We start from the raw sequence: 16,852 nt of genomic DNA, 5'->3' as shown, positions 1-16,852 counted from the left end.
TTTGCATTTCCATACACCCAAAATAACCCATGAAGAGGAGTGAACAGGATGCCGATCAAGATTCCTGACAACCTGCCTGCCAAAGAAATTTTAAACCAAGAGAACATCTTCACCATGGACGAATCTGTCGCGTATCACCAGGATATACGTCCACTTCGCATTGCTTTGTTAAATTTGATGCCTACCAAAGAAACGACCGAGACGCAGTTGCTGCGCTTGATCGGGAATACGCCGCTGCAGGTGGAATTCGTTCTTCTGCATCCGAAAACTCATACATCCAAGAACACCTCCGTTGAACACCTGGAGATGTTCTATAAAACTTTTGACGATATTAAAGAAGAAAAGCTGGATGGCATGATTATTACTGGTGCCCCAGTCGAACAGATGGAGTTTGAAGATGTGAATTACTGGGAGGAGTTGACGCAAATCCTGAATTGGAGCAAAGAAAACGTCACTTCAACCTTGCATATTTGCTGGGCAGCCCAAGCGGGCTTGTATCATCACTTCGGGGTTCGTAAATTTGCGCTGGACAACAAAATATTCGGTGTATTCCCGCACACGGTAGAGGTGCCGAATACGAAGCTGCTTCGCGGATTTGATGAAATTTTCCACGTGCCGCAATCGCGCCACACGGATGTTCGCCGTGAAGACATTGAGCGATGTCCGGACCTGGAGATTTTATCCGAATCAGAGGAGTCCGGTGTTTATATCGCGGCAACACGTGATGGCAAACATATCTTCGTAACGGGCCATTCCGAGTATGATGCGAATTCATTGAAGTGGGAGTACGATCGGGATGTGAGCAAAGGACTTCCTATTGATATCCCCAAAAATTATTATCCCAACAATGATCCTAGCCGGCAGCCTTATAACACTTGGAGAGCCCATGCGAACCTGCTGTTCTCCAATTGGTTGAACTATTATGTGTACCAAGAAACGCCTTTTGAGCTTACCGCTAATATCAATGAAAGCCTGGCAAGTGCGTCACTGTAATTCGAACCCAAATCATGAGGAGGAACTCCCTTTGTTGAAAATCGAAAGTCGTCTCGCCCAAATTGGCTCCATCGAAGAACCTGTAACCGGAGCTGTCAGCTTCCCTGTTTATCAAGCTACTGCTTTCCGTCACCCGAAGCTCGGTCAAAGCACCGGTTTTGACTACGCGCGTACCAAAAGCCCAACTCGTAAAGTGCTTGAGGATGCGATCGCTCAATTGGAATCCGGAGATGCGGGTTTCGCATGTTCATCCGGCATGGCAGCCCTGCAAACGGTTTTTGCCTACTTTAGCCAAGGCGATCATTTGATCGTTTCCTTGGATTTATATGGCGGTACGTACCGTCTGCTCGAGAAAATCATGTCTCGCTTCGGTGTGACGGCTACGTACGTAGATACGAACGATTTGGACGGCTTGGAATCTGCCTACCGTTCGAATACCAAAGGGCTGATCATTGAGACGCCGACGAATCCACTCATGATGATTACAGATATCGAGCTTGTATGTACATGGGCCCGTAAGAAGGGTATTGTGTCCATTGTCGATAACACGCTTTTAACTCCTTATTTACAGCGCCCATTAGAGCTGGGGGCAGACATTGTCGTTCACAGCGCGACCAAATATTTGGGTGGACATAACGATGTGCTTGCCGGTTTGATTGTGACCAAGGGCAAGGAGCTTTCGGAGCAGATGGCCTTCCTTCACAATTCGATTGGAGCCGTGCTTGGGCCGCAAGACAGCTGGCTTTTGATGAGAGGTATGAAGACATTGGCGCTTCGTATGGAGCGTCATGAACAGAATGCAACAGCCATCGCGAACTTCTTGCTGGAGCACCCGCTGATCAGTGATGTTTACTACCCGGCACTGGAGTCTCATCCAGGTCATGCTATTCAAAACAAACAATCGATCGGAAACACAGGGATTTTCTCCTTTAAAGTGAAAGACGCCAGACTGGTTGAGCCAATTCTGCGTCACATCCAACTTATCGCTTTCGCTGAGAGCTTAGGTGGCGTTGAATCGCTGATGACATATCCAGCTGTACAAACGCATGCGGATATCCCGCTTGAAATTCGCCAACAAATCGGCGTGGATGACCGCCTTCTGCGCTTCTCTGTCGGCATTGAGCATCAGGATGACCTTATCGCAGATTTAGCGAATGCGCTTAGCCAAGCACAAGCGGAATTAGAAGGAGAATCCCTGTAATGAGCCATTCACCGAACGATAAACGCAAGCCGCACGGCAAATTCGCTACCAAACTCATACACTTTGGCGCTGAAATTGATGAAGTAACAGGTGCTTCCAGCGTGCCTTTATATCAAGCGTCAACCTTCCATCAAGCCGATTTGGAGGTTTCTCCGGAGTATGATTATACGCGTTCCGGCAACCCAACCCGTCAAGCCTTGGAAGACTACATTGCCCTTCTCGAAGGCGGAACGCGCGGCTTTGCTTTTGCTTCCGGCATGGCCGCGATTTCCTCGGCATTCATGCTTCTTTCACAAGGAGATCATGTGATCGTGACGGAAGACGTGTATGGCGGTACATACCGCTTGCTTACAACGATTATGAATCGGATGGGGGTTGAATCAACCTTTGTTGATATGACGGATATGGCCCAAGTTCGTGCAGCGCTGCGTTCTAACACAAAAGCAGTGTTTCTGGAAACACCTTCCAATCCGACCCTCAAAATCACCGACATCGCAGAAGTAGCTGCTTTTGCCAAAGAGCACGATTTGTTGACGATGCTGGATAATACATTCATGACGCCATATCATCAACGTCCAATTGAGTTAGGGATTGATATTGTACTTCACAGTGCAACCAAATTCCTGGGTGGACACAGTGACGTCCTGGCTGGACTTGCCGTAGTTGCGAATGACAGCTTGGGCCGCAGAATGAAGCAGATTCAGAATGGATTAGGCAATGTTCTTGGCATTCAAGATTCATGGCTGCTCATCCGCGGAATGAAAACTTTGAAAGCCCGTATGGAAGTGTCGGAGAAAAGCGCGCAAAGATTGGCACAATGGCTATCTGAACAGCCTGACGTTGAGGTCGTGTATTACCCGGGTCTTCCGAACCACCCACGTAGAGAGATTCATGAAAAGCAGTCTCTTGGCTATGGAGCCGTAGTTTCCTTTGATGTAGGTTCCGGCGAAAAAGCGAAAAAGATGCTGAGCAAAGTGCGCATTCCGCTGGTAGCCGTTTCTCTAGGCGCTGTAGAAAGCATTTTGTCCTATCCGGCTATGATGTCTCATGCAGCGATGCCGAAGGAAGTTCGCCTGCAGCGAGGCATTACGGACGGTCTTGTCCGGTATTCGGTTGGTCTTGAAGACATTGAAGACATCATTGAAGATCTGGAGCAAGCGCTTCGCGGTTAAACGTTCCGGAATTCCCAGAATAGTCATATTTGAAAAAGGTTCCTACGTATGAAAGCAGCAATTTGCTGCTTTTTTGGCATGAGTATGGTACGATAAATGGATACGAGCCATCAGAAATTAAAGGAGTGAAGAGCTGTGAAACCGATCGATCGTATTTTAAATAAAGCACAATCAGGCGGCCGAATTGATGTAGAAGAATGCATTACACTGTTCGAATCCGATCAAATAGAGAAAATTGGCGATACTGCGAATCAAATTATGAAGAAATGGCATCCGGACCCGATTACCACGTTCGTTATTGGCCGGAACATCAACTATACCAATATTTGTGATGTATACTGCAGATTCTGTGCGTTTTATCGTGCGCCTGGTTCAGCTGAAGGATATGTATTGCCGGACGAGACGATTTTCCAGAAGATTCAAGAGACACTGGATGTCAACGGTACGGAGATCCTGATGCAAGGCGGTACCAACCCGAACTTGCCATTCAGCTATTACACGAACATTCTTCGTGAGATCAAGAAGCGTTTTGACATTACGATGCACTCTTTCTCACCAGCTGAAATTATGAAAATGAAAGACGTTTCAGACGGATTATCCTTAGAAGAGGTAGTTCGCCAATTGCACGAAGCTGGACTGGATTCCTTGCCTGGCGGCGGCGCCGAAATTTTGGATGACCGTACTAGACGCAAAATCAGCAAGCTCAAAGGCTCTTGGCGCGACTGGATGGACGTCATGCAAACCGCTCACAAAATTGGTATGCACACAACGGGTACCATGGTAATCGGTTTTGGTGAGTCGATGGAGGAGCGCGCGCTTCACATGCTGCGTATCCGTGATGCACAGGACGACGTATTGATGCAGAAGCTTAATACACCTGGTTTCCTTGCGTTTATTCCGTGGACGTTCCAACCGGATAATACGAATATGAAGGCGGAGAAAGTAACACCTGAAGAATATTTGAAAACATTGGCAATTAGCCGGATTATGCTCGACAATGTGCCGAACTTCCAATCTTCTTGGGTTACAATGGGACCTGAAGTGGGTAAACAGACCCTGAGCTATGGCTGCAATGACTTCGGCTCTACGATGATTGAAGAAAATGTGGTATCCGCGGCGGGCACGACACACAAAGTCAACGTTACTTCGACGCTGGACATCATTCGCCAAGCGGGTAAAATCCCTGCGCAGCGGAACACGAAATATCAAATTTTGCGTGTTTTTGATGACGAAAACGTGAAAATTGATAAAGATTTTGTTATGCAGAATTAATAAATAAAGAGGCCTCCTTCCACTAGTGTAGTGGTTGGAGGCTTTTCTGCGTTAATTATCGCACTTCCTTCAAGGGAGCGGTGTGAATGATCGTTTTATTTTTACCCGTTTTCTTGGCTGTGTATAAGGATTGATCGGCGCCGGCGAAAAGCAGCTCTTTGGAAGTTCCAGGTTGGTACTCGCTGAGCCCGATAGAGATGGTGACAGATTGGCCGTTTAGCTCTTCCTGTTTCATTTGGGAAATTTGCCAACGAATTCGTTCGAGCAGGTCAAACACCACATCAGTGTTCTTCTCTGTGAAAATGATAGCGAACTCCTCACCGCCATATCGTGCTACAAAATCATTGAGACCCACATGACTTTTCAAGGTGCTGCTGACGTTCTTCAAAACGGCGTCACCGGCTCTGTGGCCGTAAGTATCATTGACTTTCTTGAAATTGTCGATGTCGAGCACAGCGATATGAATGCAGAAGTGACCTAAAGCGTTTTGCACAATAAGCTCATCCAAGTATTCATGGAAGGTAATATGATTGTACAAATCGGTTAGCGCATCTGTTTTGGAGAGCTTGTCCATAATAATATTTTTGATCAATAGTTCCTGTTTCAACTCCGTTGTTATTTGCAAATTGTTCAGGATTTCAACACCGCGCTTGATAATGCCGAATGTAATGATCGAAATAATGGTCAGCACCGGCAATATCGTCAGCAGATCTATGAAGGTGTAATCTGCGAGTAAGCGCAATTTGACAAGAAAAAGAATAGAGAAGGAGACTAGAGATAAACCTATGGAGTATATAATCTTAGAAAATTGCAGGTAAAAAATAGAAACGAAAATTGGAAGCAAAAGATAAAGGATAACTAGATTTATTTCATAATTGAAGAAAATAATCGTGAAGGATAAAATCGCACCGCCGCTTATAATCTGGTAATCCAAGTGATTTTTATAAAATTTATTGGTCGTTTCCAGCATAAGCAAGATGAGGATCATGGTAAGGACGGAGACAATGAGATGCCCTGACGTAAGGGATGCATCCCTTTTTGCAGTGAAAGAGTAGAGAAGTTCGAAAGGTAGTTGAATCATGACCAGGAACCAGTAGGTGTTCAGCAGCTTGCGGTTCCAAGCGTGTCTGTGCAGTTGATATGCGTCTATTTGCATGGATACTCACTCCAATATGAGACTAAAGCACTACGATGACTATCATAGCATGAAAATTTGTGGGATTGGAATAACTTTACTTAAAGATTTGATAAAGAATACTGAAAGGAAATGGCAATTTGTTCGTTGTATATCTCCTACCTATCGACCATATACTCTTAAGAGGAGGATGTATTGATGGAAGGAGTGAGGGTATGGAGCTGTTTACTATCGTGATCATGAAGGTTGATGAGTCCTATGTGCGTTCGCTAAGCGCTCAAATCGAACGTGAGCTGCAACTTTTACATATGGTTGAAAGTGGATGGACTATTGCATACGAATGGTCAGAAACACATGCATATATCCGCCTGGAATCGAAGCTGACGGACGAGGAAATTTCAGCGATGCGACGCCAAATGTTGCCGAATCTGGCTGGTGTATTGGCAGATCACATCATTGCGGACAAGGAATCAAGTATCTTGCGTCAATTGCTTATCAAAGAGTTTAAATATGAGGCCAAGGAAGATTTGGAAGCTATCGAAGGGTACTGTAAACCAACGGTTTATACAGATACAGGGACAGAGGACTTCCCTGTTCTTACCAACAGTTTCGGCATTCAGCGGCGCAGACAAGTCTTAGTCGACCAGCTAATGTTGGCATTAGAAGAAACTTCAAGGCTCAGTTTGGACGGCTTCCTGCATTTCCGTTTGCAAGATTACACGGACGAGCTGCGGGAAATCGCGGAATATGCGATAGACGAATTCATGATGGATCGCCAGTACCAGGAATTTATTTCTCTTTTGCAATATTTTGTGTATATTCAAGAAGCCAAAATTCCGGTTGTTCATCTCATTCACAAAGGCGGGCATGAGTTTGTTATTTTGAATGATCGTATGGAACTCATTGATGCCAATGAATTTGATGCTTCTTTCAAGATGGAAATGTTGGAGAAGGACATTAATTTTGAAGATATGATCGTGAGCACGTTGATAACGGTATCTCCTGCAAACATCTATATTCACACGAGAGACGCTGACATGACGATTATCAAAACGATTAGGCAAATCTTTGAAGATCGAACGACGGTGTGCTCCTATTGCCGAACATGTGACATTTATTTGGGGGAAGCCAAAAAACAAGACCTACTATCCCCTTGACCTTGGACGAAGAGCCAATTATAATAGTGAGCGAAGGCGTTAATCAAAGACAAGAACTTTCTGCAAGAGCTGTACAGAGAGAGGAGACCAGGCTGCAATCTCCTTCAGTGAAACAGATTGTTTACCCCTTTGTAGCCGTGTTGTGGAATTCTGCCTGATTTGCAGGCTGTTAGTATATAACACCGGAATCATTCCCGTTACCGAATGCTGATGAGGATTCGCCATGCTCGATAAGACATGCAGCGAATCGAACTAGGGTGGAACCACGAGCTGAGCGCACTCGTCCCTTATGGGATGCAGTGTGCTTTTTTGCGTTCAATCATATATATACAGGAGGAACGAAGATGGTTGTACAAGTGAAATTACCAGATGGCGCAGTGAGAGAGTACGCAGTTGGAACGACCATTGAGCAAGTGGCGGAATCCATTTCTTCCGGATTGAAGAAAAATGCGGTAGGCGGTAAAGTGAACGGAAAATCGGTTGATTTGTCGTTCGCTTTGGAAAATGATGCTGACGTTGAGATTTTAACGCTCGACAACGAAGCGGGATTGGAAATGTATCGTCACAGTACAGCTCATTTAATGGCTCAAGCTATTAAACGCATTTATGGCGAGAAGGCTGTAAAATTAGGAATCGGACCTGTCATTGAAGACGGATTCTACTACGACATCGATTTGGAAACACCGCTGAATCCAGAGGATTTGGTGAAAATCGAGAAGGAAATGGAACGTATTTCTAACGAAAACCTGGCGATTACTCGCCGTGTGGTTTCCCGTGAGGAAGCAATTCGCATTTTCACCGAGATGGAAGATCCGTACAAACTTGAATTAATCCGTGATTTGCCGGAAGATTCCGTGCTCACGATTTATGATCAAGGTGAATTCTTTGACCTATGCCGCGGACCGCATCTGCCATCAACTGGCAAGATCAAAGCTTTCAAACTGTTAAGCGTAGCTGGTGCCTACTGGCGCGGAGACGCGAAAAACAAAATGCTGCAGCGTATTTACGGAACTGCGTTCCCTAAAAAAGCGCAGCTGGATGAGCACTTGCATTTGCTTGAAGAAGCGAAAAAACGTGACCACCGCAAGCTGGGTAAAGAGCTGAAAATGTTCGCATTCTCCCGTGAGGTTGGTCAAGGGTTACCGCTTTGGCTGCCAAATGGTGCTAAATTGCGACGTACAATGGAACGCTACATTGTAGACTTGGAAGAGCGTTTAGGCTATCAACACGTATACACTCCGGTTCTTGCCAACGTGGATCTATACAAAACTTCCGGTCACTGGGATCACTATAGCGAAGATATGTTCCCAAAAATGGTCATGGACAATGAAGAACTAGTTCTTCGTCCGATGAACTGCCCGCATCATATGATGGTCTATAAGAGCGATATGCGCAGCTACCGGGATCTGCCGGTTCGTATCGCAGAGCTTGGCACCATGCACCGTTATGAGATGTCAGGCGCATTAACCGGTCTACATCGTGTTCGCGCTATGACACTGAATGACGCTCATATCTTCTGTCGTTTGGATCAAATTAAAGAAGAGTTCTCACGTGTAGTTACTTTGATCCGTCAAGTTTATGCTGATTTCGGCATTACGGATTACCGTTTCCGCCTTTCCTACCGCGATCCTAAGGATACTGAGAAGTACTTCCAAGATGATCAAATGTGGGAAACTTCCCAACGCATGCTGCGTGAAGTTGTAGAAGAGCTAGGACTTCCATTCTACGAAGCTGAAGGGGAAGCTGCATTCTACGGTCCTAAACTTGACGTACAAATCAAAACAGCGCTTAAGAAAGAAGAGACTCTTTCCACAGCCCAAATTGATTTCTTGCTGCCGGAGCGCTTCCAGCTTGAGTACACAGGGGAAGATGGCCAGAAGCATCGTCCGGTTGTTATTCATAGAGGGATCATCTCGACTATGGAACGGATGACAGCTTTCTTGCTTGAAAATTTCGCAGGTGCTCTGCCAACTTGGTTAATGCCAGTACAAGCCAAAGTCATTCCGGTATCGCCTGCCTTTGAGGAATTCTCAAATAAGGTTACTGAGCGTCTATTGGCTGCAGGTATTCGTGTTGAAGCGGATAACCGCAATGAAAAGCTGGGTTACAAGATTCGCGAAGCGCAGCTGGAGAAAATTCCATTCATGCTCGTTGTCGGGGAAAATGAAGTAACGAATGAAAGTCTGTCTGTCCGTAAACGCGGTCAAGGGGACCTGGGTACACATCCGATTGATCAAGTTATCGGCATGATCAATGAAGAAATAAGCAAAAAACTATAATCATATAAAACGAAAGCAGAGAAGAGTGATTCTTCTCTGCTTTTTTTGTTTTCAAAATTAGGCATTTTGGTATGTATAAGGGAACGCAAAGGGGGCATTTTAATCAGTGAGTCTGCATATGGAGGTTTAATTCTGGAATGAACTGGACAACCTGCAATAGTAGGGGAGGTATCAAAATAATGTTTACTGCGTTATTTACGAAGCCCAAATGGCTTGGAACATGGATGATCATGAATGTTTTGATTGCGCTTTTCGGACAAGAAACAAGAAACACGGCAGAAACCGTAAGCCATATACAAGTGCCGCACCAAATGGATGCTCCGAGCAATTCGGAACCTGTTTCTGTGCCAGTAACACAAGATCGTAGGCAGCAAGTTAATTATCGCTATGTGCCGAAACTGGACTCCGATTTGTCCAAGCTTAAGTCGGTTGAAGTGACGGCTACCGGCTATTATGCGGGTAAAGAATCCACGGGTAAAAATCCGGATCATCCTGAATACGGGATTACCTTTTCAGGAATCAAAGTAAAGCGGGACGACAAAGCGTTATCGACTATCGCTGCAGACACGAAAGTCTTTCCGTTGGGCACGGTTTTGTTTATTCCGGGATACGGTTACGGGGTAGTTGCCGACACGGGAAGTGCGATTAAAGGGAAGAAAATTGACTTGTATTTTGACACGAAAGATCAGGTCTACAAGGAATGGGGCAAAAAAACCGTCAAAGTCTTTATCGTCAAGCAGGGGAGCGGCAAGGTGACGGAGCTCATTTGGAATCAATTGAAGGATGAGATCTTGTCTCCTACCAAATCGTTATAAAAATGGTTCAGGCTAAACTTTTTCATCATAAAAAGTCCTGTTTGGGAAACCATATACATACAGGAGGTGATTGAACATGGCTAAGAACAAAAACAACAAGAAAGCAGCACAAGACGTAGAATTCGCTACGGAAACTGCGGTACCTAACAAGCAGCAACAAACGAACACACAAAACCAAAACAAATAACGAATAACCATAGCGATGTTAATAAAAAGCAGGGATCCTTAGGGGTCTCTGCTTTTTTATTTCTTTTCATCGTCGCCTATTTTCGATATAATGTAGCAAAATCTAACATTTGCCCATCTGGGAGGAGTGCCAATTGCTTATGCAGGCAGAGACGAAACTAAAAGCTTGGTTGTATGGTCTTATTCTCATCGGTATTGCCTTAAGTGTTACGGCTTTATTTTCAACATCTTTTTGGTTTACGGCTGCGAGTTTGGCTGTTTTTTTGTTTTTAGGGATATTGATCACTGTTATGAATAAGTCATCAAGCGTTTCACTCGACTCTGAAAAGCAGCAGCAGGTGCAATTCCGAACCTTTATTCAGGAATCACAAGTCGTGGCGGATCGATTGGCAGCGGCGGTAGAAGAAGTGAATCGCTCAATTAGCCAACTTCTGCACATTGCCGATGCGTCCATTCAAGGGGAAGAGGATCTGAAGGCTCGCAGCGATCAAGCGGTAGGACAGCTGCAGGAAGCGTTCGCAGCGATTCAGCAGGTGGCGGCGGCAGCCGACCATATTTTAGACTCATCGTTACATATGCACAAAGAGAGCGAACAGACCAAAGACACGGTTGTCGATGTATGCCGCTCCCTGAATGCCACAGACGAAGTCATGAGCGATCTGCATATCAATAATGATACGATGCAGCGTAAGATTCAGGATCTGACCACTCATACTTCTAAAATCGAAGAAATCAATACGTTCATTGCTGAAGTGGTCAATCAAACGTCGTTGCTTGCTCTTAATGCTTCCATTGAAGCCGCTAGAGCGGGTGAGCAAGGGCGGGGCTTTTCGGTTGTCGCACAGGAGATCAAGAAGCTGGCTGCACAAAGCCATGAAGCGGTGACAACCTCATCAGAAATTCTGACCGCTATTGAGAGTGGCGTTGCGCAAGTTGTCGCAGCAGTTGCAGAAGAGAAGAAGTCGGTTGCTTTAGGCATTAGCGAAATGAAGGTGATGAAGGAAAAGATCGATACGATTTTCTCGCTTATCCTGCATGTCAACAATCTCGTTGCAAGTACGACAACCTCAACCAAAACGCAGTCCACCTTAGTAACAGGTACGAGGTCCTCGCTCGGACAAGTGGTAGATTTGATGAACGAAACCATGAACAGCGTGGAGAACACGCTTTTGCAAATGAAAAAGCAGCGCCAGGAAGTTTCGATGCTTCAGCACATCAATCAAAATCTTGATCGCTCGTCGACAGAGCTTATCCAAGCTATTCAAGCCGTTGGTTTGCAAAATACGAAAGGGACAACCAACGTTAATATTCAAGAGATGAAGCAGCTGCTCAGCGCTCTTGTCCTCAAACCTGACATCACTTCCTTGATCGATGGGAATCATGCCGCTCAATTAAGCGCAGTTTTGAAGAAAACAGATGGTATTGAGGCGATCTGGTCGAACCGGGCAGACGGGACCTTCATCTTTTCACTGCCTGAAGCCGGCCTTGTGAATGGGAAGGGGAGAGAGTGGTGGAAGCGGGCGATGGCCGGTGAACTCTTCGTTTCGGAGGAATACGTGTCAGCTATTACGAAGAAACCGTGTATTACTTTATCCAAAGCGATAATAGGTGACACGGGAACCCCGATTGGTGTCGTAGGAATCGATTTAATCTTGAAATAATGGTTCTCAAAACCATAGTTTTAGTGTAAAATAAGATTACTGTGATGAATGTTAACATGGAGAGATAGGTGAGTGACTATGCTGAATGCTATGCGACTGGACGGTAATTCTCAAAAGACATCAAGGAAAGCCGCGGAGGTATTTCCTTTCTTGGAAGCTTACATTGCCCGCAAGGAGCAGCAGGCTTTAGAGATTGAGCAGGTAGTGGAGCGTTACGAAATGAAGAGAATGAAGGAAGAGCGGGCTTATCAGGCGATGTCTTCACTTCGTCGCATGTTTACGGGGAAGAAACCTGACCATCATCTGGCCGTTGAGTATATCCATTATGTGAAGAAGCCAATGGAGCAAGTGAACAAGTTGCGTGCCGAAATAGCACGGGCCAGACAGATTATGAACGAATCCAAGCCTGGCGAAGACATCACCATGCCCGATGATTTCGAAGAGCTGCTTAACTAATAACAAATTAAAACCCTTCCGTCTGGAAGGGTTTTTTGCTGTCGATTTTATCCTCTTTTCAATTGTTCCAAGTCCAGAAAACCATCCTCCTGGCTATAAGCGGGAACCCCGTGGATCCCTACGTCTAACCCTACGAGCTCTTCGTCACTGCTTACGCGCAGAGGTACGATGAGGTTGATGAGCTTCATGACACCCCATGTGAGGGCAAAGCCCCAAATACAAATCGTAACGAGACCCAATGCTTGAACACCTAACAGTCCAAATCCGCCGCCATAAAATAAACCGGCTGTACCTTCGCGAACAGCGTCAGGCTGTGCGAACAAGCCTACAGCCAGTGTTCCGATACTGCCGCTGATGCCGTGCACGGGAAACGCTCCGACGGGGTCGTCAATTTGTCTGGCTTCCAGCATTTCAGTTGCGTAGACCATCGCGATGCCGCAAACAGCTCCAATGAAAATGGCGGCAACATCACTGACGAATGCGCAACCTGCGGTAATGCCGACGAGCCCTGCAAGCGCGCCGTTGATAACCATCGGCGGGTCAGCCTTGCGATAGCGCAACATCGTAAACAGGATGCAGGTTGCGCAGCCTGCAGCTGCAGCCAACATGGTCGTTACGGCAATATGGCCGATCGATGTATTGGTAGCACTTAGCGTACTGCCGGAGTTGAAGCCGAACCAACCAAACCATAGGATGAATGCGCCTACGGAAGCTAGCGGTAAATTGGACGGTGGAACGATGTTGGCCGATCCATCCGCAGAGAATTTACCGATCCGCGGGCCGATGATCATAGCGGCAGCGAGTGCCGAGAAGCCGCCAAGTGCATGAATGACAGCCGATCCAGCGAAATCAACCATGCCTAGCTTGCCGAGCCAGCCACCGACTGACCACACCCAGTGACCGGCAATGGGATAAATTAAACCTGTCATGGCAATGGTGTAAAGGATGTAAGCTCGGAAGTTGATGCGTTCGGCTACAGCTCCCGATACGATGGAGATAACAGCGATAACAAAAGCGCATTGGAATAGCCAATAGGTTTCATGTGAGATGTTAAGCACGATGTGTGTCAAATCTCCTCCCATGAAAAAGCCGCTTGTGCCGATGATTCCCCCTGCGTCTTTGCCATACATGAGTGCGAAACCGATGAAATAAAAAATAAGTGCTCCGAAAGCGATATCAACAAACACTTTCATAATGATGCTTACAGCATTTTTCTGCCTGACAAAGCCTGCTTCCAGTAACGCAAAGCCCCCTTCCATCAATAGAATCATGGCAGCCGTTAGTACCACCCATATGGTATCTAGACCGCTGGAAAGCTGTTGGATTTGATCCATTTGTAATCTCTCCCTTATATTCGAAGCGTTCTAATGGAACAATTATACGGTTCTCATGATAAGCATGTCAACGAAATGCGTAAGAATATATAACATAAGTGGCATATTGTTCGTATCTATCAAATCCATGTCAGTTTTTTTATGTTTGTGCTCGAAAAACTCAGTCTCTAGACCGAGGCGGCCTTCAATCCCTCGTCTCTTTTCAATCTTGCTTCGATCTTATAGACTAGAAGTATCTTAACAACGATGTACACAAATGGAGGAAGAACGTATGAATCCGCATATGTTTCAACGCATGATTTGGGGGCTTGTCCTTGTGACGGCAGGTATCCTATTTTTACTTAATCAACTGGGGTTCATTCATATTGACCTTGCTTATATGTTTTCCACGTATTGGCCTGTCATTCTCATCTTTTACGGGCTCGTCGGATTCCTATGGCAGCGTAAGTATCATTGGGGAGGTTCGATTTGGAGCTTACTCGTTTGCGGTGTCGGAACGATATTCCTTCTTAAGAATCTGAATCTCACCGATCGCTCGCTGGGAGACATGTTTAAAATTTTGGCTCCTGTTGCCTTAATCTTATTCGGGCTGAACGTTATCTTCCGCCCTGGCCGTAGAGAATCACCGGACTGGCTTTCAATGAAAGAAGCGAAAGAGCAAGCAAGAAGAGAGAGACGGGAAGCAAGACGTAAGGAGCACGAGAGACATAGTAATCCTTGGGACTCCGCCGGCTGGAACCATAAGGAAAAAGTAGAGCGGGACCTTTTCACAGGAAACGAAACCAAGCGTGCACTGAGCGACGAGGAAAAAGAAGTTCTCAAAGATATTCATGGCGAATTTCATCAAAAACATGCAGACGAATGGCTTGGCTCGGGAGAATCATCCGCGAAGGCGACAACAGCTCAACCTGAATCACATAGCCAGCCGAAAACACAGAATCTTCACAAGCACAGTCACAGTCACGGTTACGGCCATCGCTACGATGACTTCGTGCGCAACTTTGATTCAGGTGATGTTCTTCATCGTCACGGCTTCATCGGGGATGTGCATCTGGGGCAAGAAGCTTGGGAGCTTAAGCCGATTCAAATCTCTCACTTCATTGGAGATTCTGTGATTGACCTGACCCGTGCCGCCATCCCGCTTGGAGAAACAACGATTCATGTAACTGCCTTTATCGGCGACGTGAAAATTTTTATTCCTAACGATCTGGATGTTGAGGTTCGCGTGATGGCAAGTTCTTTTATAGGGGATATGAAGGTTCTTGATCGCCGTGAGAGCGGTTTTCTGCGCAGCGTGAGGACACAGACCTCCCATTATGAAGAAGCTGAACGAAAGCTTATCGTTACGACAAGCATGTTTATCGGTGATATTACAATCAAAAAGATAGGTTAAGGATGGAGCATGTACAAATTGCGAATGTTCAATATGAAGTGGCAGCTGCTGAATTACTTTCTGATTTCGAGTTTACTCACTGTCTCAAGTATTTTTATTGTGCTGGAATACTACAGCCGGGAGCTTGCATCATGGGAGTTCCGGATGTGGTTTCTCATTGCCATTTTAGCGGTCTGTTTAACAGTAGGTTATGTAGCAACCAAGAGATGGCAGCGTAAGGTCGATGAACTTCATGTGGCTATGCTCGAACTATCTAAAGGGAATTTCGCCAGTCGTGTTGAGCTTGAGCCTGTTGAACCGTTCATGTACTTATATGATGCTTTTAATAAAATGGCGGCTTCTGTCGAAGAGCGTGTTCAACTGTTGCAAAAACTTGGAGAGGCCGAAGCAATTCGCGATCAAGAGCTTACAGAGAATGCCGTTATGGAAGAACGGCGCCGGCTTGCGCGTGATTTGCACGACACGGTGAGCCAGGAGCTTTTCGCCATTCATATGTCAGCTTCCTCTCTGCCCAAAATATTGGAAAGAAACCCGGATGCAGCGGGGGCGGTCATGAATCAGTTGATTCAAATGTCTCACCATGCCCAGAAGCAAATGCGAGGCTTAATTTCACAGCTTAGACCGATTGAATTGAATGATATGAGCCTTCAAGAAGCCCTGGAGAAGTGGTTTCCGGAATATTGCCGGACCCATGAGCTGCAGGGCCAGCTTGACGTTTCTTTGCGCGATCCGATTTCAGAAGCGATTGAGCATCAGTTTTTCCTGATTATCCAAGAAGGTCTTGCGAATGTAGTGAAGCATGCTTCCGCCAAAGGAGTAAGGCTGGCTATTTATGAAAGAGAGCATCAGTATGTGCTTCAGCTGCAAGACGATGGCCAAGGATTCGAGCGAAAGGACATCTCCTCAGCTTCCCATGGTTTATCCACGATGAGAGAACGAGCGCAAAAGCTGGGTGGGGAAGTGGAAATCGACAGTAAATTAGGCTCAGGCACCCGTGTTAGGGTCCGCATTCCGCGCTTTACAGGACAGACTGGCATCGTCACAAAGGAAAGAGAGGGAGAAAGCCATGAGTAACATAAAAGTAATGATTGTTGATGATCACGATATGGTTCGTGTTGGCTTAAGGACTTATATTTCGATGGAACCTGGTCTGGAAGTTGTGGGGGAAGCCGGTAATGGGCAAGAAGCGTTCGATAAGTTAAACGGCGAGTTGTCCCAAGGGCTCCCTGATGTCATTTTGATGGATCTCACAATGCCTGTGCTCGACGGGATCGGAGCAACCAAATTAATTTACGCCAAATTTCCGCAGGTCAAAATCATTATGTTAACCAGCTTTCTGGAAGAAGCCAAGGTGCTTGAGGCGGTAGAGTCGGGAGCTATCAGCTATATGCTGAAAACCGTCTCGTCCGATCAATTGATTCACGCCATCCAGAGCGCATACCGCGGCATGCCTGTGATGAATTCGGAAGTGTCAATGGCGCTAACGAGAGGGGTTAGACAGCGCAACGCCATGCCGGAGGAAGAAGGCTTGACTTCACGCGAGAAGGAAGTGCTGTTATTGATTGCCGAAGGTAAAAGTAATAAAGACATTTCTGAGGAACTTTTTATTAGTATAAAAACGGTGAAAACACACGTCAGTAACCTGCTGATGAAGTGTGAATTAGATGATCGTACACAGTTGGCTATTTTTGCACACCGAAAAGGTTGGGTTTAAGGAAGTAGGCCCTCATAACACATAAAAACTACATTTTGGAACACTCTATGCGTAAGGAAATTAATATGAGCGCTTAAGGAGTGT

The 16,852-nt window shown here is 46.0% G+C and carries 14 protein-coding genes; 12 read left to right on the top strand and 2 right to left on the bottom strand.

Annotated features, from left to right (window positions below; genetic code table 11):
* Positions 1 to 48: 48 nt before the first annotated feature.
* The 4 genes from metA (at position 49) to mqnC (ending at position 4,638) form a co-directional block, all read left to right on the top strand.
* Complete coding sequence (gene metA, locus ACUN27_RS31100; protein WP_315953356.1) at positions 49 to 993, top strand: homoserine O-acetyltransferase MetA; 945 nt, start codon at positions 49 to 51, stop codon at positions 991 to 993.
* A gap of 34 nt (positions 994 to 1,027) precedes the next feature.
* Positions 1,028 to 2,194, top strand: coding sequence for an aminotransferase class I/II-fold pyridoxal phosphate-dependent enzyme (locus tag ACUN27_RS31095; RefSeq protein ID WP_445560682.1), 1,167 nt, complete (start codon positions 1,028 to 1,030; stop codon positions 2,192 to 2,194).
* Positions 2,194 to 3,366 (top strand): trans-sulfuration enzyme family protein, encoded by a 1,173-nt coding sequence (locus ACUN27_RS31090; protein WP_315953357.1) that lies wholly within the window; start codon positions 2,194 to 2,196, stop codon positions 3,364 to 3,366. The genes ACUN27_RS31095 and ACUN27_RS31090 overlap by 1 nt, the downstream gene beginning before the upstream one ends.
* 135 nt (positions 3,367 to 3,501) lie before the next feature.
* Positions 3,502 to 4,638 carry a cyclic dehypoxanthinyl futalosine synthase gene (gene mqnC, locus ACUN27_RS31085; RefSeq protein ID WP_315953358.1) on the top strand — a complete coding sequence of 379 codons (1,137 nt, stop codon included), beginning with the start codon at positions 3,502 to 3,504 and terminating at the stop codon, positions 4,636 to 4,638.
* A gap of 55 nt (positions 4,639 to 4,693) precedes the next feature.
* Here the strand turns inward: mqnC and ACUN27_RS31080 are convergent, their stop codons facing one another.
* Positions 4,694 to 5,794, bottom strand: a complete 1,101-nt coding sequence (locus tag ACUN27_RS31080; RefSeq protein WP_315953359.1) for a GGDEF domain-containing protein — start codon at positions 5,792 to 5,794, stop codon at positions 4,694 to 4,696.
* Between the two features lie 194 nt (positions 5,795 to 5,988).
* Between ACUN27_RS31080 and ytxC the strand changes: the two genes are divergently transcribed.
* The 5 genes from ytxC to ACUN27_RS31055 all read left to right on the top strand — a co-directional run bounded on the left by ytxC (position 5,989) and on the right by ACUN27_RS31055 (position 12,327).
* Positions 5,989 to 6,930 (top strand): sporulation protein YtxC, encoded by a 942-nt coding sequence (gene ytxC, locus ACUN27_RS31075; RefSeq protein ID WP_445560192.1) that lies wholly within the window; start codon positions 5,989 to 5,991, stop codon positions 6,928 to 6,930.
* A 344-nt stretch (positions 6,931 to 7,274) separates the two neighbouring features.
* On the top strand, positions 7,275 to 9,209 hold the full coding sequence (gene thrS / locus ACUN27_RS31070; RefSeq protein ID WP_315953361.1) for a threonine--tRNA ligase: 1,935 nt from the start codon (positions 7,275 to 7,277) through the stop codon (positions 9,207 to 9,209).
* Positions 9,210 to 9,388: 179 nt separating this feature from the next.
* Positions 9,389 to 10,024, top strand: coding sequence for a 3D domain-containing protein (locus tag ACUN27_RS31065; RefSeq protein WP_315953362.1), 636 nt, complete (start codon positions 9,389 to 9,391; stop codon positions 10,022 to 10,024).
* A gap of 326 nt (positions 10,025 to 10,350) precedes the next feature.
* Positions 10,351 to 11,871, top strand: a complete 1,521-nt coding sequence (locus ACUN27_RS31060; protein ID WP_445560681.1) for a methyl-accepting chemotaxis protein — start codon at positions 10,351 to 10,353, stop codon at positions 11,869 to 11,871.
* A 78-nt stretch (positions 11,872 to 11,949) separates the two neighbouring features.
* Positions 11,950 to 12,327: a hypothetical protein gene (locus ACUN27_RS31055; protein ID WP_315953451.1), complete on the top strand. Its 378-nt coding sequence runs from the start codon at positions 11,950 to 11,952 to the stop codon at positions 12,325 to 12,327.
* A gap of 47 nt (positions 12,328 to 12,374) precedes the next feature.
* Here the strand turns inward: ACUN27_RS31055 and ACUN27_RS31050 are convergent, their stop codons facing one another.
* Positions 12,375 to 13,661 carry an ammonium transporter gene (locus ACUN27_RS31050; protein ID WP_315953363.1) on the bottom strand — a complete coding sequence of 429 codons (1,287 nt, stop codon included), beginning with the start codon at positions 13,659 to 13,661 and terminating at the stop codon, positions 12,375 to 12,377.
* Between the two features lie 271 nt (positions 13,662 to 13,932).
* Here ACUN27_RS31050 and liaF point away from each other — a divergent pair, with 271 nt between their 5' ends.
* From liaF to ACUN27_RS31035, 3 genes are read left to right on the top strand one after another with little or no spacing between them, the layout of a single operon-like run.
* Positions 13,933 to 15,054: a cell wall-active antibiotics response protein LiaF gene (liaF, locus tag ACUN27_RS31045; RefSeq protein ID WP_445560191.1), complete on the top strand. Its 1,122-nt coding sequence runs from the start codon at positions 13,933 to 13,935 to the stop codon at positions 15,052 to 15,054.
* Positions 15,055 to 15,063: 9 nt separating this feature from the next.
* Complete coding sequence (locus ACUN27_RS31040; protein WP_315953365.1) at positions 15,064 to 16,128, top strand: sensor histidine kinase; 1,065 nt, start codon at positions 15,064 to 15,066, stop codon at positions 16,126 to 16,128.
* Positions 16,121 to 16,768, top strand: coding sequence for a response regulator transcription factor (locus ACUN27_RS31035; protein ID WP_315953366.1), 648 nt, complete (start codon positions 16,121 to 16,123; stop codon positions 16,766 to 16,768). The genes ACUN27_RS31040 and ACUN27_RS31035 overlap by 8 nt, the downstream gene beginning before the upstream one ends.
* Positions 16,769 to 16,852 lie beyond the last annotated feature (84 nt).

Source organism: Paenibacillus sp. WC2504 (assembly GCF_052682475.1).
Note: the sequence above shows the minus strand (reverse complement) of the source record. Positions and strands in the feature narration are given on the sequence as shown.

Excerpts from the sequence above, each read along its gene's own strand:
- ACUN27_RS31035 (WP_315953366.1), top strand. The coding sequence starts at position 16,121 with ATGAGTAACATAAAAGTAATGATTGTTGATGATCACGATATGGTTCGT.
- ACUN27_RS31090 (WP_315953357.1), top strand. The coding sequence starts at position 2,194 with ATGAGCCATTCACCGAACGATAAACGCAAGCCGCACGGCAAATTCGCT.
- ACUN27_RS31050 (WP_315953363.1), bottom strand. The coding sequence starts at position 13,661 with ATGGATCAAATCCAACAGCTTTCCAGCGGTCTAGATACCATATGGGTG.
- metA (WP_315953356.1), top strand. The coding sequence starts at position 49 with ATGCCGATCAAGATTCCTGACAACCTGCCTGCCAAAGAAATTTTAAAC.
- ytxC (WP_445560192.1), top strand. The coding sequence starts at position 5,989 with ATGGAGCTGTTTACTATCGTGATCATGAAGGTTGATGAGTCCTATGTG.
- liaF (WP_445560191.1), top strand. The coding sequence starts at position 13,933 with ATGAATCCGCATATGTTTCAACGCATGATTTGGGGGCTTGTCCTTGTG.
- ACUN27_RS31055 (WP_315953451.1), top strand. The coding sequence starts at position 11,950 with ATGCTGAATGCTATGCGACTGGACGGTAATTCTCAAAAGACATCAAGG.
- ACUN27_RS31065 (WP_315953362.1), top strand. The coding sequence starts at position 9,389 with ATGTTTACTGCGTTATTTACGAAGCCCAAATGGCTTGGAACATGGATG.
- thrS (WP_315953361.1), top strand. The coding sequence starts at position 7,275 with ATGGTTGTACAAGTGAAATTACCAGATGGCGCAGTGAGAGAGTACGCA.
- ACUN27_RS31060 (WP_445560681.1), top strand. The coding sequence starts at position 10,351 with ATGCAGGCAGAGACGAAACTAAAAGCTTGGTTGTATGGTCTTATTCTC.
- ACUN27_RS31040 (WP_315953365.1), top strand. The coding sequence starts at position 15,064 with ATGTACAAATTGCGAATGTTCAATATGAAGTGGCAGCTGCTGAATTAC.
- ACUN27_RS31080 (WP_315953359.1), bottom strand. The coding sequence starts at position 5,794 with ATGCAAATAGACGCATATCAACTGCACAGACACGCTTGGAACCGCAAG.